Origin of the sequence: Komagataeibacter rhaeticus, assembly GCF_003207855.1 — a bacterium.
Taxonomy (GTDB): Bacteria; Pseudomonadota; Alphaproteobacteria; order Acetobacterales; family Acetobacteraceae; genus Komagataeibacter; species Komagataeibacter rhaeticus.
The window spans coordinates 65,098-81,115 of record NZ_NKTZ01000006.1 but is presented as its reverse complement, the minus strand read 5'-3'; the positions used below and the strand labels follow the sequence as shown (position 1 = coordinate 81,115).

Below are 16,018 nucleotides of genomic sequence, written 5' to 3'. Positions count from 1 at the left end.
GTCAGGAAGAACTGGATTCCAGTTCTTCCTTCTTTTCCACCGGTGGCTTGGCGCGGCGTGGCGCGCGCGGGGCACGGGGCGCGCGCGGTGCCGCGGGTGGTTCTGCCGCGGCAATGGCGGGCTGGGGCGCGGTTTCTTCGGGCTGTGCCGCAGGTGGTGCCGCTATGGCAGGCTGCTCGCCTGTTTCCTCCCCACCGGCCTCTGCCGGCTGGCGGTTATCGGCTACAGGGCGCGGTTGCGGCTGCTGGCGGCCGTTGTTCATGCGTTCTTGCCGCTCCTGCTGGCTCTGCTGCGCGGCCTGCGTCATGGCATTGAGAATGCGGAAATAATGCTCGGCATGCTGGAAATAGGCTTCCGCCATGACCCGGTCGCCGGTGCTGCTGGCATCACGGCCCAGCTGAAGGTATTTTTCAAATAGCTGCTGTGCCGTGCCGCGCACGCGCAGGTCAGGTCCATTGCTGTCAAAGACGTGGTTGCGGTTCAACGGGATCTGGCCATTGTTATGGCGTACGCTTCCGCCATTGCTGCCGCCCGAACGATTGTGACGGCCTCGCATGCGTTTCATGTTCATAAGCTGTCGCAGCACTTTCCTGTTGCCGGTCGCTGGCGCTGCCCTGGACCGTGGGGCGGTCTGCCCGTCCCGTCTGTTGCCATATTGCTTGTCCGGTCCAGACCGGACATGGATCCCTGCGCCGGGCGGAACCCGGGGGTTCGCATCGCCAGCTTTTCTGTTCTGCAATCGGGATCGCCCGCGGGGGAGTGGAAGAGCAGATCTATGTGCTGTTCGTGTTCCCTGCGCCCTTGGAATATACCGTGCGTATTACTTTCTGCCAAATTATTTTTTCACTACCAGCGCGCGCCCTATTCCCCCCAGGTCGGGGCGGATTTCCGCCACTTCCAGCCCGCGCTCACGCATCAGCGCGGGCACGCTGCGATCCTGGCCAATACCCAGTTCCAGCACTGCGGTCCCACCGGGTGCCAGCAGTGCGGGCACGATGGCCGCCAGTGCGCGGTAGGCCACCAGTCCGTCCGGGCCGCCGTCCAGCGCGCGCGCGGGTTCATGCGCCACGACATCGGGCATCAGGCCCGCCAGGTCGGCATGCGGGATGTAGGGTGGATTGCTCAGCACAAGGTCAAAGGGGCCGCATACCGCATCGGCCCAGTTGCAGCACAGCGTGGCGCAGCGTGATGCCAGTGCGTTGCGCGCGGCATTGTGCGCGGCAAGGCGTGCCGCATGCGGGTTGATGTCGGTGCCGATACCGGTGGCCTGCCCATATTCCGCCAGAACGGCCAGCAGCAGGCAGCCCGTGCCCGTGCCGATATCCAGCACGCGCAGCGCCCGCGTGCGGTCGGGCAGGTGGTGCAGCACGGCTTCGACCAGCGTCTCGCTGTCGGCACGCGGGATAAGGGTTGCGGGCGAGACGGCAAGATCAAGCGACCAGAACCCGGCCTGCCCGGTAATATAGGCCATGGGCTCATGGTTCAGGCGGCGGCCCAGCATGTGGATGAAAGTGGCATGGGCCGCATCCGTCAGCCCGTCAATACGCAGCAGGCCCGCAAGGTCGGTGCCCGCCGCATGGGCGGCAAGCAGACGGGCCTCGCGCTGCGGGGCCTCGATGCCCGCCCTGTGCAGCCGCTCCGTGGCGGCCGACAGCAGGGCGCGCAAATTTGCGGGGGAAGGCGCCATGGTCTCTTTCATCCCGGCTGCTTTCCGTCATATCTAGGTATCATGCAAAATCCGCCTCCCTCATCGCGCCCTGTCCGTGTCCTGCTGGCCACCATGCTGTGCACCCTGCTGGCCACCCCTGCCCTTGCCGGGTCGTTTGAAGTGGAGGACGGGTACGGCGAGGGCGAGGTTTCCGAAGTCTCGCGCCTGTATGTGGATGAACAGCTTGTTGCGACCTTCCACCTTGACCATGACCACACTACCCAGACCGCCCATGTCGAGACCCCCGTCAGCCGCGTGAATCACAGCTATGCCCTGTGCGGGGAGATTACCATCCGTCGTCCTGCCGGGAAGATCGAGATCCATCAGGTCAGTGGCGAAGGCGTGCTGCATGAGCCCGATGGCCATCATCTGGTTGCCCTGGGCGCGCGTAACTTTACCGAATTCTACCTGGCCGATCCCGATGACCCCAATGTGGTCGAACGCCATCCGGGCCGCAGTTCGCTGTGTGCCGCCCCGACTTCATGAAAGCCGTGGCCTGGTTCAGCCATCATCGGCTGCAAGCAGGGCGGCCTGTTCTTCCTGTGTCAGCGCATCGACAAACTCGTCCAGTTCACCGGCCATGACGCGGTCGATTTTATAGAGGGTCAGGCCAATGCGGTGGTCGGTCACCCGCCCCTGCGGGAAGTTGTAGGTGCGGATGCGCTCCGAACGGTCGCCCGTGCCAACCTGTGCGCGCCGGTCGGCGGCGCGGGATTCGTGGGCGGCGGCACGGTTGCGCTCATACAGGCGCGCGCGCAGGATCTTCATCGCCTTGGCGCGGTTCTTGTGCTGGCTTTTCTCTTCCTGCATCGCCACCACGATATTGGTGGGCAGATGGGTGATGCGTACGGCACTTTCGGTCTTGTTGACGTGCTGCCCCCCTGCCCCGGATGCACGGTAGACATCAATGCGCAGGTCGCCTTCATTGACCTCCACATCCACTTCTTCCGCTTCGGGCAGCACTGCCACGGTCACGGTGGAGGTATGGATGCGGCCTTGGCTTTCGGTGGCGGGTACGCGCTGGACCCGGTGTACGCCGGATTCGTATTTCAGCCGCGCAAACACACCGCGCCCGGTTATGCTGGCAATGCCTTCCCGCAGGCCGCCCAGTTCGGACTGGTCATATTCCAGCACTTCAAAGCGCCAGCCACGCAGGTCGGCATAGCGCTGGTAGGCACCAAACAGTTCGGCGGCGAACAGACCTGCCTCGTCTCCACCGGCGGCGGGGCGGATTTCCAGGATGGCGCTGCGCTCATCGGCTTCGTCACGCGGCAGCATGGCCAGGCGGATATCGTGGCGCAGCGTGGGGATCTGCGTGCGCAGCGCGTCCAGCTCAGCCTGGGCGAGTTCGCGCATTTCAGGATCGGCCAGCATCTGGCTGGCGTCGCGTTCCGCCTCTTCCGCCGCACGCAGGGCGTTGACGCGGGCCACGATCGGCTCAAGCTCGGCATATTCGCGTGAGGCCTGGCTGAAATCAGCCCCCGACAGCCCTTCGGCCAGCAGGGCCTGCAGTTCATCGCAACGCGCGACGATGCGGTCCAGACGGTCGTCAAACTGTGCCACGATCAGGCTTTCGGGGCTGAACCGGCGCGCAGGAAGCCAGCCACCCCATCCATTGCCACCTCGGCCTGCTGCCCGCTGTCCAGATCCTTGACCTGCACCACGCCGCGCGCGATCTCGTCACTGCCGACCACGATGGCATGGGTCGCGTTCATGCGGTTGGCGCGCTCCATGCGGCGTTTCATGTTGCCGCGATAGGATGTCTCGGCCCGGATGCCCGCGGCCCGGATGGCCTGCAGCACGGTCAATCCGGCCGCCTGTGCGTCCGCCCCCATGGGAATGACGGCTACGGGGCGCGGGTCCGCCGGGCTTTCGGCCAGCAGCATGGACAGGCGTTCGATCCCGCCGGCCCAGCCAATGGCGGGTGTTGCCGGACCGCCCATTTCCGCCACCAGCCCGTCATACCGGCCACCGGCCAGCACGGTGCCCTGCGCGCCCAGGCGCTCGGTCACGAATTCGAACGCGGTATGGCCGTAATAGTCCAGCCCGCGCACGATGCGCGGATTGTGCCGGAATGGCACGCCCATCACGTCCAGCGTGCGGCGCAGCCCGTCCCAGAATTCCTGTGCCTCGGGGGTCAGGAACTGGTCGATGGTGGGGGCGTCAGCCACAAGGGCGCGGTCCTGCTGGGCCTTGCTGTCCAGTATGCGCAGGGGATTGCGTTCCAGACGGGTCTGGCTGTCGGCCGAGAGGTCATCGCGCCGGTCACTGAAATAGGTGATCAGCGCCGTGCGCCAGGCATCCCGGCTGGCGGTATCGCCCAGCGTGTTGAGTTCCAGCACGACCTCATCGCCAATGCCCAGCGCGCCCAGTACGTCGCGGCCCATGGCGATGATCTCGGCATCGGCCAGCGGTTCGGCAGCGCCCAGCAGTTCCGCGCCGATCTGGTGGAACTGGCGGTAGCGCCCCTTCTGCGGGCGTTCGTAGCGGAACATGGGACCGGCGTAGAACACCTTCTGCGGCAGGGACTGCGTCAGGCCATTGGTGACCAGGGCGCGGCAGATGGCTGCCGTGCCCTCGGGCCGCAGGGTCAGGGATTCACCGCCACGGTCCTCGAAGGTGTACATTTCCTTCGAGACGACATCGGACGTATCGCCCAGTGAGCGTGAAAAGACCCGCGTATCCTCGAATATCGGGGTCGACCATTCATCAAACCCGTACAGGCTGACAATACGGCGCGCGGTCTCCACGACATGATTGAAACGCCTGCGCTCTTCACCGATCAGGTCATGGGTGCCACGGACGGGCTGCAAACTGCTCACTACGCACTCTTCCTGCATTGAACCCGGCCTGCCCGCAGGCGGGCCGGTGGGCCACGCGCCGGATCAGGACGCGCGGCATGTACTTCAGTCCGCGGGGGACATGCTGGCCTCGCGGGCCATTTCCTCGGCGGTGGTGTTGCCAGCATCGGCGGCCTGAAGCTGCTCCACCTTCTTTTCCACCAGTTCCACAATATGTTCGATCATGTCGCCGGCGGGCATGGTGTGGTCCTGCTTGCCGGCGGAATACACCATGTGGCGGCCCGAACCGCCGCCGGTCACACCGATATCGGTCATCAGTGCCTCACCGGGGCCATTGACCACGCAGCCGATGATGGACAGCGTCATCGGCGTCTTGATATGGGCCAGCCGGTCTTCCAGCGTCTGCACGGTCTCGATCACGTTGAAGCCTTGGCGTGCGCAGGACGGGCAGGAGATGATCTTCACGCCACGGTGGCGCAGGCCAAGCGACTTCAGGATGTCCCAGCCAACCAGCACTTCCTCTTCCGGTTCGGCCGAGAGCGAGACACGCATCGTGTCACCCACGCCCGCCCACAGCAGGTTGCCCAGCCCGATGGAGGACTTGACCGTGCCCGCGCGCTTGCTGCCCGCCTCGGTAATGCCGATATGCAGCGGGTGGTCACAGACATCGGCCAGCTGCTGGTAGGCCGCGACCGCCATGAACACGTCCGATGCCTTCACGCTGATCTTGAATTCGTGGAAGTCGTGGTCTTCCAGGATCTTCGCGTGTTCCAGCGCACTTTCCACCAGCGCGTCGGGGTTGGGTTCGCCATATTTTTCCAGCAGGTGCTTTTCCAGCGAACCGGCGTTCACGCCGATGCGGATCGAGCAGTTGTGGTCCTTGGCCGCGTTCACGACCTCACGCACACGCTCGGCACTGCCGATGTTGCCGGGATTGATGCGCAGGCACGCGGCCCCCGCCTTCGCCGCCTCGATGGCGCGCTTGTAGTGGAAGTGGATGTCGGCCACGACGGGTACGTTCACTTCGCGCACGATTTCGGCCAGCGCCTTCGTGCTTTCCTCATCCGGGCATGAGACGCGCACGATATCCACGCCTGCCATTTCGGCGCGGCGGATCTGGGCGATCGTGGCCTCGGCATCGGTGGTCAGCGTGTTGGTCATGGTCTGGACGGAAACCGGGGCGTCTCCCCCGACCGGGACCTTGCCGACATGGATCTGCCGTGACTTGCGGCGTTCGATATGCTGATAAGGACGATAGCTGCTCATTGTGTGCCCTCCAGATAAGGCGGCGGTTTGCGCTCCGGCCCGCCGTGGCGGGGCGCGGCACGACCCGAAAATCTGTTACATGCCGGTTTGCGGCATGGGAACCACAAAGGGGCCATGCCGTGAAAGGCCATCCTACTCCGCATTGAAGTGCTGCGGGAGGGGCGGCGAGAGATTATTGCCACTTCCCGTAGCCGCCGTGCCGGCAGGCTGTGCCATGGCGGCGGAAGAGGGCATGGGCGGGTGGATATTCTGCTGCTGCGGCGCGGGCGCAGCCGCCTGCATGACGGACCCGTCGGCCACGGCGGCGGGCGTAAGCGGGATATTGCGCCTGACTTCCCCGTTGCGGCCCAGCGGCTGTGTCGTCACGCCGCCACTGCTCAGCGTCAGGCCCCCGGCATTGCCAACCGTCAGCACAAGGCCCGTCTGGTCGGCAGGTGCCTGCCATGTTTCACCGGGCTGGAGCACATGGTCATACAGCACCGGCCCACCGGGCTTGCGGACCTGCACCCAGGTGGCTGCCGATGCATTCAGGGTGACCGTGTCGCCCGCGACGGGGGCGGCCGGGGCCGGCTGGGCCGCGGCCTGCTGCTGGGCCAGCATGTTGCGGTCCTCTCCCATCTTTTCCAGTGGCTGGGTGGGTGCCGCCGGCGCGGGCATGGGCGGATCGGATGGCGGCGGTGCTGCCGGGGTGGCGGGTGTGGCCGGCATGCCTGTCAGTGCCTCGCGCTCCTGCGGGGGGAGCGGCTGCGGCGTGGGCCGTTCATCAGCCGGTGGCAGCATGGAGGCCACCTGCGGCGATGCGGTCGTGGGGGGGGAGGACAGGCCCGGCAGGGTCAGCCGGGCGGGCGTGTCATTGCCGGTGCCCTCGGAACTGCTAAGCTTGTACCAGCCGACATAGGCCCCCACCAGAATTACGATACCGCAGAGCAGCAGCACGCCCGTGGGCAGCCCCCGGTCGGGTAGTGGCATGGGAAAGGTCAGTTCGGAGCGGCGGGTGAACGCGCCCCGGCTTTCCACCTTGAAGCGTTCGGCCAGCTGTTCGCTTTCCAGCCCCAGCGCCTTGGCATAGGTTCGCAGGAAGCCGATGGCATAGGCGCTGCCCGGCAGCTCGGCGGCGCGGCCTGCTTCCAGTGCTTCCAGGTAAGGCAGGCGGATGCGCAGCCAGGCCGCGACATCGGGCAGTTTCCAGCCCAGTTCCTCGCGCCGCGCGCGCAGTATGTCCCCCACCGATGCGACGGACGTGGTGCCCGGCGCGGGCGCCGTGGCATCGGGTGCGGATTTGGGGCGAAAAACGCGCTTGCCATCAGTCATCCGTAGCGGGCCCTCTCCTCCTGCCGGATCAGGGCATCAATCGCCTGATCGACCAGTTCGCCGATGATTTCACCAACCGGCTGCACGTCCGTGATCATGCCGACGGACTGACCGGCCATGACGGAACCGTTCTCCACGTCTCCATCAACCACAGCACGGCGCAGTGAACCAGCCCAGAAATGCTCGATATCAAGCTGGGCCGCTTCCTTTGTCAGTTCACCGGACTGGAAACGGCGCAGCGTTTCGGCCTGGTGCTGCAGGAAGGCGCGTGTGCCCGCGTTGTTCAGCCCGCGCACGGGAATGACCGGGAAGCGTTCGTCAAGCTGCACGGACGTTACGGCGTCGCGTGCATTGGCGCGGATGAACGCCTTCTTGAAGCGCTCATGCGCGATGCTTTCGCGTGATGCGGCAAAGCGCGTGCCAAGCTGCGCACCCGCCGCTCCCAGTTCCAGATAGGACAGGATGGCATCCCCCCGCCCCAGCCCGCCTGCCACAAAGACCGGCACGTCATGCACATGCGGCAGGATTTCCTGCGCCAGCACGGTCAGCGACACGGGGCCGACATGCCCGCCCGCTTCTGATCCCTCGATCACCAGCGCGTCAATGCCCGAACGGATCAGCCTTCTGGCCAGCACCAGTGCGGGGGCAAAGCCGATGGCCTTTGCCCCGCCATCCTTGATGGCACGGATCACGGGGCCGGAGGGGATGCCCCCGGCCAGCACGATATGGGTCACGCCCGCTTCCAGGCAGACCCGCACCAGATCATCCAGCTGTGGGTGCATGGTGATCAGGTTGACGCCAAAGGGGCGGCTGGTCAGGGCCTGGGTGGCCGCGATTTCCCCGGCCAGGCGTTCGGGTTCCATCGCGCCGCAGGCCAGCACGCCAAACCCGCCCGCGTTGGAAATGGCGGAAACAAGGTTGCGCTCGCTCACCCATGACATCGCGCCCCCCAGCAGCGCGTATTCGCTGCCCAGGAATCGCGTGCCGCGCCCGCACAGGTGGTCAAGCCGGGCACGGGCTTCCGCCCGGCGGGCGGGATCGGCCAGCATGGCTGCCGTGGTGTCGGTCATGCCCGCCGTGCTCACGCCGCGTCCAGCCCGTAGGCGGTGTGCAGCGCGCGCACCGCAAGTTCGGTGTATTCCGCGGCAATCAGCACGGAAACCTTGATTTCACTGGTGGAAATGACCTGCACGTTGATGTTGCGCTCGGCCAGGGTGCGGAACATGGTGCTGGCCACGCCGGCATGCGAGCGCATGCCCACACCCACCACGCTGATCTTGACCACGCTGTCATCGGTCTGCAGCTCGGCGTAACGGGTGGTGTCGCGGTGGGCCTCCAGCACGGAAATGGCGCGGGCCAGGTCGCTCTTGCCGACCGTGAAGGTCATGTTGGTCATGCCGTCATCGCCCGTGCTCTGGACAATCATGTCCACGTTCACGTTGGCATCGGCCAGCGGTCCGAACACGCCTGCCGCGATGCCGGGGCGGTCAGGCAGCTGGCGCACGGAAATCTTGGCCTCGTCCCGGGAGTAGGCGATTCCGGCGACCTGTTCCTGTTCCACGATTTCGTCCTCATCCACAACTATTGAACCGGGCAGATGCCCCTCGGATGGCGCCGGGCCATCGGCAAAACTGGAAAGTACCTGTACCCGCACGCGCTCCTTCATGGCCAGTTCCACGCTGCGCGTCTGGAGTACCTTGGCCCCGACCGATGCGAGTTCAAGCATTTCCTCGTACGTGATCCGGTCGAGCTTACGGGCCTTGGTAACAATACGGGGGTCGGTTGTATATATGCCGTCCACGTCGGTGTAGATGTCGCAGCGATCCGCCTTCAGCGCCGCCGCCAGCGCCACGGCCGATGTATCGGACCCCCCACGCCCCAGCGTGGTGATGCGTCCGTCCGGCCCGATCCCCTGGAAACCGGCCACGACGGGCACCTGCCCCGCCTGCATGCTGCTGATCAGGTCCCCGCCGTCAATCGACACGATCCGCGCCTTGCCGTGGGCATCATCCGTGCGCAGCGGAATCTGCCAGCCCAGCCACGAGCGCGCGTTCACGCCCAGATTTTGCAGGGCTATGGCCAGCAGGCCGCTTGTCACCTGCTCGCCCGTTGCAACGACCGTATCGTATTCGCGTTCATCATGCGTGGGCGAGAGGTCGCGGCAGTAGCCGACAAGGCGGTTGGTCACGCCCGACATGGCGGAAACGACCACAGCCACCTCGCACCCGGCGTCGACCTGTTTCTTGACTTTTTCCGCCACGGCGCGAATCCGGTCCAGGTCGGCGACGGAGGTGCCACCGAATTTCATCACGATCCGTGGTACGGTAGGGGACATCGGAATAATGGCTCCATAAAGGCTACGGGGCCGCAACGCGTCCCGGCCGGGGGCCTGTTGGCCAAAGCGGGGCATTGCGGTTATGTGCAAGCCGCGTCACATACATCTCCCCAGCTTCCGCGTCCAGCGGGAGAAAGCCAAATGAAAGGCGGTGCACCCATGCAGAATCACGATTCGCCCGTTGTGTCGGCAGATTCGGTCGCCCCGGAAGAGATCGCCCATTTCAGCAGCCTTGCCGCCCGCTGGTGGGACCCGGCAGGCCCCATGCGCCCGCTCCATGCCATGAACGACCTGCGCACGGGCTGGAGCCTGCGCCACCTGCCCGCCCCCGTGGCCGCTGACGGCACGCGGCGCAGGCTGCTGGATATGGGCTGTGGCGCGGGCCTTGCGAGCGAGGCCTTCGCGCGCGCGGGCTATGATGTGACGGGGCTGGATGCCGCACAGGCCGCGATTACGGCAGGCCGCCTGCACCTGCGCCAGCATCCCCTGCCCGCATCCGCAGGCCCCCTTGCCTATCGCTGCGCCAGTGCGGAGGCCCTGGTGGCGGAAGGGGCGCGCTTCGATGCGATTTCCGCGCTGGAAGTGATCGAGCATGTCACCGATCCCGCCGCCTTCCTGCGCATGCTGGCGTCCCTGCTGCGGCCGGGCGGCGCGATGGTCGTGTCTACCATGAACCGCACATGGCGCTCCATGGCCATGGCCAAGATCGGGGCGGAATACGTGCTGCGCCTGCTGCCGGTTGGCACGCATGACTGGCGCAAGTTCATTACCCCGGCCGAACTGGGGCAGTACGCGGCCCAGGCGGGGCTGCGCATTACCGACATCGCGGGCATGGTGCCGACACTTGGTGGCTGGCGCGAGAGCCGGGACCTTGCGGTAAACTATCTTGCCGCACTGGTGCGCGACTAGAGGCCGCGCACCAGTGCCTGCGCGCCTTCAGATCGTGTTCATGAACGCGAAGGTGGTCGGGCTGCCCACGGGGGTGAAGTTCCATGTGAAGTCCAGCACCCCGGTCTGGGCATTGACCTTGAAGGAGGTCACGGAATCGCTGCGCTGGTTGGCGCAGAACAGGAAGTTGCCACTGGGGTCGAACATCATCGCGCGCCCGTAATCGGCATGCATCCAGATTTCTTCCACCAGGTTCAGCGTGCCATCGTCATTCACATGGAAGCTGGCCAGCGAATCACCCAGCCGGTTCGAGACATACAGGTATTTGCCATTGGGCGAGAGCAGGATGCCCGCGGCCAGCGTGCTGCCCCGGAAATGCGGCGTAACCGTACTCACGGTCTGCTGGGGTACGATCTCGCCGGTCTGGGGGTTGAAGCTGGCGGCCACCACCTTTGAATCCTGCTCGCCCAGGATATAGATCATCGTTCCCTTCTCGTTGAACGAGAAATGACGGGGTGCCGAGCCCGGCGTCATGGGAATGAACGGGATCTTGGCGGGTACGAGCCGTCCGGTATGCAGGTCGAGCGTCCAGACATACACCCGGTCCAGCCCCGCGTCGCACGCCAGCACGAACCGCCCGGACGGGTCGGATGCCACCATGTGCACATGCGAACTGGAATGGTCGCTTATGGCGAAGTTGCCCGGCGGATTGTCCGCCGCGCGGTCCGGCATGCGGGGGCCTGTGTTGTGCACCACGTCGGTCGGGTCACCCAGACTGCCGTCGGGGTGGATGGGCAGCACGCCAACCGTGCCACCCATGTAGTTGGCCACCAGCACGTATCTGCCCGAGGCATGCACGCTCAGATGCGCGGGCACCGCCCCGCCGGAGCGCACGACGTTGAGCTTGGTCAGCTCCCCGCTGGAGCGGTTGACGGAGAACGCGGTCACGCAGCCTTCCCCGCTGGCGTTGAAATCATTGATCTCGCTCAGGGCATACAGGTGCCTGAAATCGGCCGACATGGCCATGAACGAGGGACTGGCGATGTCCACATAGGTCATGAGCGGCGAAAGGCTGCTTGTATCGGGGTTCATTTCAAACACGGAAATCCCCTGTCCGTTGCCGGCCCCGCCCGGTGGCCCGTGCTGGGTGTAGCCACCGATGTAACAGATGATGCGCGGCTTGGCCGCGATCTGGGCCACCGCGCGGCGCGACAGGACGGGCACGCCGGCTGCGGCCAGGGTTGCGGCAAAGGCGCGGCGGGAGATGGTGCTGCTCATGGAATCAGGGGTATCCTCATTGGTCGGGGATTGTCTTTTTGGGCCTTCAGGGCAGTTTGCAGGCCGGGCCGATGGTTCCGGTATAGCGGCTCCAGGTTTCCGTTTCACCAAATAAGGGTACGGCCACGAAGCCGCGCAGCTTCAGGTCACCAGACTGTGAAACCCAGAGCTTGGCATGATAGACATGCCCCGTATCGGGGTCGGTCACGCGCCCGTTCCAGTGGCCGGGCGTATCGGCATCGGGCGTAAAGCCGTTCAGCATGGGCAGGTTGCATTCCACCTCTCCGCGTTTGTCGCGCGGCATTTCGGTCTCGTAGCGCAGGCCCACCAGATGACCGCAGATTTCCTGCCCGCAATGGGAAATCTCGAACACCCCGTCATGGTCCTTTGTCATCCACCGGCCGATGATGTCCGGCTCGGCGGCCCGGGCGTGGCTGGCGGCGGGCATGGCCAGGGGGGCAAGCATCATCGCCATCGCGCACAGCGCGGCCCCCGCACGCCGTACCTGGCGCGGCACCGGGCGGATGCCGGTGTGGCCTGGGGGGTTGTCCCTTTTGCTGTCCTGCATATCAAATCATTCCCCGACATGGCGCGGGACCGGGCGGGGTGGGCCCGGGCCGCGCGCTTGCGTGTTCGTCTAGCTATCGGCCCGCCGGACCCAGGGTATGGCGTGCACTTCCACGCCCTCTTCATCCAGTTCGGCCTGTTCCTCTGCGGTCATGCTGCCGTATATGCCACGGGCTTCGCGCGTGCCCCGGTGCATGTCCAGCGCTTCCTGGGCAAAGCGGTCGCCCACGTCGTCACAATGTGTTTCCACCGTCTGGCGCATTTTCTGTAACAGAGCGATCACGGCGTCAGGCACCGCCCCCGGCGCATGGCCGGGTGGCGTGGCGGCGGGTGGTGGTACGGCTTCCGCCCGCGCGGGGGCCGGGGCGGTATGGACCGCAGGGGCCATCAGGGCACGGGTCACGTCATGCGTTCCGCATTGCGGGCAGCACAGCAGGCCATCGGCCGCCTGCCGCTCGAACGCGCTGCTGCCGGGGAACCATCCCTCGAATTCATGTCCTGCGCCGCAGCGCAGCTGATACCGGATCATGCGCCCTCCACCCCTGTGCCGGTCAGCCCGCGGCCAGCAGGCTGTCCAGCTTGCCCGCGCGTTCCAGCGCCATCAGGTCATCACAGCCCCCGACGGGCGTGCCGTCGACGAAGATCTGCGGCACGGTGGTGCGGCCACCGGAGCGGCGGATGGACTCCGCGCGTTCGGGCGTGCCGTGCGGGGCGTTGATCTCGTTGAAAGGGACGCCCTTTTGCGCCAGCAGGCGAACCGCGCGGATGCAGTAGGGGCAGCCGGGCTGGGTATAGATGTCGATAGCGGGCATTGAACCTTCACTTCGTTGTTGTCGTATCCGCGCGTTGCCGGGCGGGTGGCCGGTGTGCAGCTTATCCTATTGTTGTTCGTGCTGGCCACAGGCACGCGCCGCGGCAAGCACATCGACCCGCCCGGCCCCGGCCGCCAGCAGGGCGCGGGTGCAGGCGGCAAGGGTGGCGCCGGTCGTCATGACATCGTCGACGACAATCATGTGCCGCCCCTGTATGGCGGCCTGACGGTAGGCCCGCACGCCAACCGCGCCGTGCATGCGGGCGTGGCGGGCCGCCCGGCCAAGCCCTTCAAGCGGGCGCGTGGCACGCGGGCGCTCCAGCCCGTCGATGATGACCGCCGCGCCGGTCAGGCGGCCCAGCGCGCGTGCCAGCAGGGCCGCCTGGTTGTAGCGGCGGCTGAACAGCCGCAAACGGTGCAGCGGGACCGGTACCAGCACGCAGTCCGGGCCGATCAGGCCCGAGGCCGCCCCTGCCATGTAACGGGCAAGCAGCGCCGCGTTTTCAGTGCGGTCGGCATATTTGAGCGGCAGGATCAGGGTGCGTGGCGTATCGTCATACACCATGGCGGCCCGTGCTTCGCGCCATGGTGGCGGGTTCTCGCGGCATGCGACGCAGGTCAGATCCGGCCCTCCTGCCGCGCGTGAGGTGAAAGGCATCGCGCAGCAATGGCAGAACGGGGCGGTGATCAGATGGAGCTGGCTGACACAGGTGGCGCACAGATGGGCCGTCTGCGCCACGTCATCCCCGCAGCCCGCGCAACGAGGCGGGAAAAGCACGTCAAGCACCTGTCTCGCGGCTCGCCGCCATGGCGGGAAGGAAGGACGGAGGGTCATGCGTTCACACGATCGTAGGCTTGGCAGCACCGGACGGGTGGCGCACATGGAGAACATGAACCCCGAGGTGCCGCAGATATTCGACCGCCATGCCGTGCGCCTGCACCGCGATCGTGCCGCGACCCACATGGCTGATGTGCGCCCCGTCTTGGCGGAAGCGGCGGCGCGGCTGCTGGACCGGCTGGATGACGTGACCCGTGGCTTCGGCACGGCGCTGGATATCGGTGGGCGGGGCGTGGTGGCGCCTGCGCTGCGGGCGCGGGGCATCGCTACCGTGGCGGGTGATCTTTCCCCGGATCTGTGCGGACGGGATGATGGTCCCGCCGTGTGCATGGATGGGGAATGGCTGCCCTTTGCCCCCCACAGTTTCGATCTGGTGGTGGCCTGTCTCTCGCTGCACTGGGTCAATGACTTGCCCGGGCTGCTGGCGCAGGTGCGGCGCATACTGGTGCCCGATGGTCTGTTCCTGGCCTGCATGCCGGTGCTGCCCACGCTGGGCGGCCTGCGCCATGCGCTGCTGGAAGCCGAGATGGCGCGGCGGGGCGGGGTTTCTCCCCGTATTTCGCCCTTTCCGGGACTGCGTGACTGTGCGGGCCTGCTCCAGCGCGCGGGATTTGCGCTGCCGGTGGCGGATTCGGATGTGATCCATCTGTCGTACCGCACCCCCATGGGCCTGCTGGCCGACCTGCGCCATGGGGGAGAGACCAATGCCCTGTGCCAGCGCGCCCGTGGCCTGACCCATCCCGCCCTGCTGGCCGATGCGCTGGCCCGCCTGCCGCTGGAACCCGATGGCAGCCTGATGCAGGACCTGCATGTGGCGATGATGACCGGCTGGTCCCCTGCCCCCACCCAGCCGCAACCCCTGCGGCCGGGACAGTTCACGACCAGTCTGGAGGATGCGCTGCGTGGGGAAACATGGCATGATGCCGCCTTCAGCCGCCGGTAACGCTCATGTGGCGCGTCACGCGGGCCGGATCATCCGCGCTGCGGCCGATCAGGAAGTCATGCCCGCGCGGCTTGCGCAGGATGGCGGCGCGGACATGATCCATCATGCCCGCATCATCCGTACCCGCCCGTAATGGCGCGCGCAGGTCGGTCGAGCCCTCATGGCCCAGGCAGGTATACAGCCTGCCGGTGCATGACAGCCGTACGCGGTTGCAGCTTTCACAGAAATTATGCGTCATGGGCGTGATGAAACCGATCCGCCGCCCGGTCTGGGCAATGCGGGCATAGCGCGCGGGGCCGCCGGTGCGGTAGGGGACCGGTTCCAGCGTCCAGCGCTGTTCAAGACCGCGACGCACGCCGGACAGGGGCAGGTAGTAATCCGTCCGGTCCTCTCCCGTCTCGCCCATGGGCATGGTCTCGATCAGGCACAGATCCGCGCCAATTTCACCACACCAGGCAATCAGGCTGTCGAATTCATCATCGTTCACGCCTGCCATGGCTACGGTGTTGATGCGCAGGGCCAGTCCGGCTTCGCGTGCCGCACGGATGCCATCAAGCGTGCGGGACAGGTTGCCGCGCCGGGTTATGCGGGCGAAACGGGCGGGATCAAGTGAATCAAGGCTGACATTGATGCGCTGCACGCCACAGGCACGAAGGTTCTCGGCAAACGCCGCCAGCCTGCTTGCATTGGTGGTCAGTGTCAGTTCATCCAGTCCCGGCTGGCCGCCAGGGCGGCCAAGCCACTGTCCCATCTCACGGAAGAAGGCCATCACATCGCGCCGCACCAGCGGCTCCCCCCCCGTGATCCGCAGTCTGCGCACGCCGTGGCGGATGAAGGCGGCGCACAGCCGCTCCAGTTCCGTAAGGGACAGGATTTCGGCCTTTGGCAGGAAGGTCATGTCTTCCGCCATGCAGTAGATGCAGCGCATGTCGCACCGGTCCGTGACCGATACGCGCAGATAGGTCAGCAGCCGGCCGTAGGAATCGGGTAGCGGGGTATGGTCCATTCGGCGCCCCTATGACAGTTCGGTCAGGTGCACGACCGTGGCGTTCACCACCACCTTGCCCGCATGGGGGAACATGACCGTAACCCGGTGCCCGACGGCGGACTGTACCACGCCCTCGCCCCATTCCGGGTGGTCGGGATGGCTGACAGGCTGCCCCGGCACAAGAAAGGAACGGAAAGGAGGTTGGGCCATTATGCTGCACGGTTCCTGCATGGGGTTCATGACCGGCATATCGGACCGGTCAGGGTCTTATTAAACCCCCTTGG

Annotated in this window: 18 protein-coding genes; 3 read left to right on the top strand and 15 right to left on the bottom strand. The window is 66.0% G+C overall.

The window, feature by feature from the left end; translation table 11 throughout:
• Window position 1 precedes the first annotated feature (1 nt).
• A complete protein-coding gene (locus tag CFR78_RS08415) occupies window positions 2-571 on the bottom strand; it encodes a DUF4167 domain-containing protein (RefSeq protein ID WP_040000103.1) in 570 nt (189 codons plus the stop codon).
• A gap of 264 nt (window positions 572-835) precedes the next feature.
• A complete protein-coding gene (gene prmC / locus CFR78_RS08410) occupies window positions 836-1,699 on the bottom strand; it encodes a peptide chain release factor N(5)-glutamine methyltransferase (RefSeq protein WP_034928292.1) in 864 nt (287 codons plus the stop codon).
• 30 nt (window positions 1,700-1,729) lie between these two features.
• On the opposite strand from prmC, the gene CFR78_RS08405 reads away from it, so the two are divergent.
• A complete protein-coding gene (locus tag CFR78_RS08405) occupies window positions 1,730-2,194 on the top strand; it encodes a hypothetical protein (RefSeq protein ID WP_034928294.1) in 465 nt (154 codons plus the stop codon).
• Between the two features lie 15 nt (window positions 2,195-2,209).
• Here the strand turns inward: CFR78_RS08405 and prfA are convergent, their stop codons facing one another.
• The 6 genes from prfA to CFR78_RS08375 all read right to left on the bottom strand — a co-directional run bounded on the left by prfA (window position 2,210) and on the right by CFR78_RS08375 (window position 9,421).
• On the bottom strand, window positions 2,210-3,271 hold the full coding sequence (gene prfA, locus CFR78_RS08400) for a peptide chain release factor 1 (protein ID WP_034928296.1): 1,062 nt from the start codon (window positions 3,269-3,271) through the stop codon (window positions 2,210-2,212).
• Window positions 3,272-3,273: 2 nt separating this feature from the next.
• Window positions 3,274-4,530, bottom strand: coding sequence for a histidine--tRNA ligase (gene hisS, locus CFR78_RS08395; RefSeq protein WP_034928298.1), 1,257 nt, complete (start codon window positions 4,528-4,530; stop codon window positions 3,274-3,276).
• 84 nt (window positions 4,531-4,614) lie between these two features.
• A complete protein-coding gene (gene ispG / locus CFR78_RS08390) occupies window positions 4,615-5,775 on the bottom strand; it encodes a flavodoxin-dependent (E)-4-hydroxy-3-methylbut-2-enyl-diphosphate synthase (RefSeq protein ID WP_034928300.1) in 1,161 nt (386 codons plus the stop codon).
• A 132-nt stretch (window positions 5,776-5,907) separates the two neighbouring features.
• Window positions 5,908-7,086, bottom strand: a complete 1,179-nt coding sequence (locus CFR78_RS08385) for a helix-turn-helix domain-containing protein (protein ID WP_034928302.1) — start codon at window positions 7,084-7,086, stop codon at window positions 5,908-5,910.
• Window positions 7,083-8,156, bottom strand: a complete 1,074-nt coding sequence (locus CFR78_RS08380; RefSeq protein ID WP_110581083.1) for an NAD(P)H-dependent flavin oxidoreductase — start codon at window positions 8,154-8,156, stop codon at window positions 7,083-7,085. The genes CFR78_RS08385 and CFR78_RS08380 overlap by 4 nt, the downstream gene beginning before the upstream one ends.
• An 11-nt stretch (window positions 8,157-8,167) precedes the next feature.
• Window positions 8,168-9,421, bottom strand: a complete 1,254-nt coding sequence (locus tag CFR78_RS08375) for an aspartate kinase (RefSeq protein ID WP_007400539.1) — start codon at window positions 9,419-9,421, stop codon at window positions 8,168-8,170.
• Between the two features lie 159 nt (window positions 9,422-9,580).
• On the opposite strand from CFR78_RS08375, the gene ubiG reads away from it, so the two are divergent.
• Window positions 9,581-10,330 carry a bifunctional 2-polyprenyl-6-hydroxyphenol methylase/3-demethylubiquinol 3-O-methyltransferase UbiG gene (gene ubiG, locus CFR78_RS08370; RefSeq protein ID WP_034928308.1) on the top strand — a complete coding sequence of 250 codons (750 nt, stop codon included), beginning with the start codon at window positions 9,581-9,583 and terminating at the stop codon, window positions 10,328-10,330.
• Window positions 10,331-10,357: 27 nt separating this feature from the next.
• On the opposite strand, the gene CFR78_RS08365 is transcribed toward ubiG, so the two are convergent.
• The 5 genes from CFR78_RS08365 to CFR78_RS08345 all read right to left on the bottom strand — a co-directional run bounded on the left by CFR78_RS08365 (window position 10,358) and on the right by CFR78_RS08345 (window position 13,800).
• Window positions 10,358-11,587 carry a lactonase family protein gene (locus tag CFR78_RS08365; protein WP_007400542.1) on the bottom strand — a complete coding sequence of 410 codons (1,230 nt, stop codon included), beginning with the start codon at window positions 11,585-11,587 and terminating at the stop codon, window positions 10,358-10,360.
• Between the two features lie 46 nt (window positions 11,588-11,633).
• Complete coding sequence (locus tag CFR78_RS08360; RefSeq protein WP_007400543.1) at window positions 11,634-12,155, bottom strand: DUF2147 domain-containing protein; 522 nt, start codon at window positions 12,153-12,155, stop codon at window positions 11,634-11,636.
• Between the two features lie 69 nt (window positions 12,156-12,224).
• Window positions 12,225-12,683: a DUF1178 family protein gene (locus tag CFR78_RS08355; RefSeq protein WP_007400544.1), complete on the bottom strand. Its 459-nt coding sequence runs from the start codon at window positions 12,681-12,683 to the stop codon at window positions 12,225-12,227.
• Between the two features lie 22 nt (window positions 12,684-12,705).
• The gene (grxC, locus tag CFR78_RS08350; protein ID WP_007400545.1) at window positions 12,706-12,966 is read right to left on the bottom strand and encodes a glutaredoxin 3; all 261 of its coding nucleotides are present in this window, start codon (window positions 12,964-12,966) and stop codon (window positions 12,706-12,708) included.
• 66 nt (window positions 12,967-13,032) lie between these two features.
• A complete protein-coding gene (locus CFR78_RS08345; protein ID WP_051672018.1) occupies window positions 13,033-13,800 on the bottom strand; it encodes a ComF family protein in 768 nt (255 codons plus the stop codon).
• On the opposite strand from CFR78_RS08345, the gene CFR78_RS08340 reads away from it, so the two are divergent.
• Window positions 13,799-14,746 (top strand): methyltransferase domain-containing protein, encoded by a 948-nt coding sequence (locus CFR78_RS08340; RefSeq protein ID WP_084149611.1) that lies wholly within the window; start codon window positions 13,799-13,801, stop codon window positions 14,744-14,746. The genes CFR78_RS08345 and CFR78_RS08340 overlap by 2 nt on opposite strands.
• Here the strand turns inward: CFR78_RS08340 and moaA are convergent.
• Window positions 14,733-15,752 (bottom strand): GTP 3',8-cyclase MoaA, encoded by a 1,020-nt coding sequence (moaA, locus tag CFR78_RS08335; RefSeq protein ID WP_034928310.1) that lies wholly within the window; start codon window positions 15,750-15,752, stop codon window positions 14,733-14,735. The two genes, CFR78_RS08340 and moaA, sit on opposite strands and share 14 nt — an antisense overlap.
• Window positions 15,753-15,761: 9 nt before the next feature.
• Window positions 15,762-15,983 carry a DUF3553 domain-containing protein gene (locus CFR78_RS08330; protein ID WP_050800823.1) on the bottom strand — a complete coding sequence of 74 codons (222 nt, stop codon included), beginning with the start codon at window positions 15,981-15,983 and terminating at the stop codon, window positions 15,762-15,764.
• Window positions 15,984-16,018: the final 35 nt, after the last annotated feature.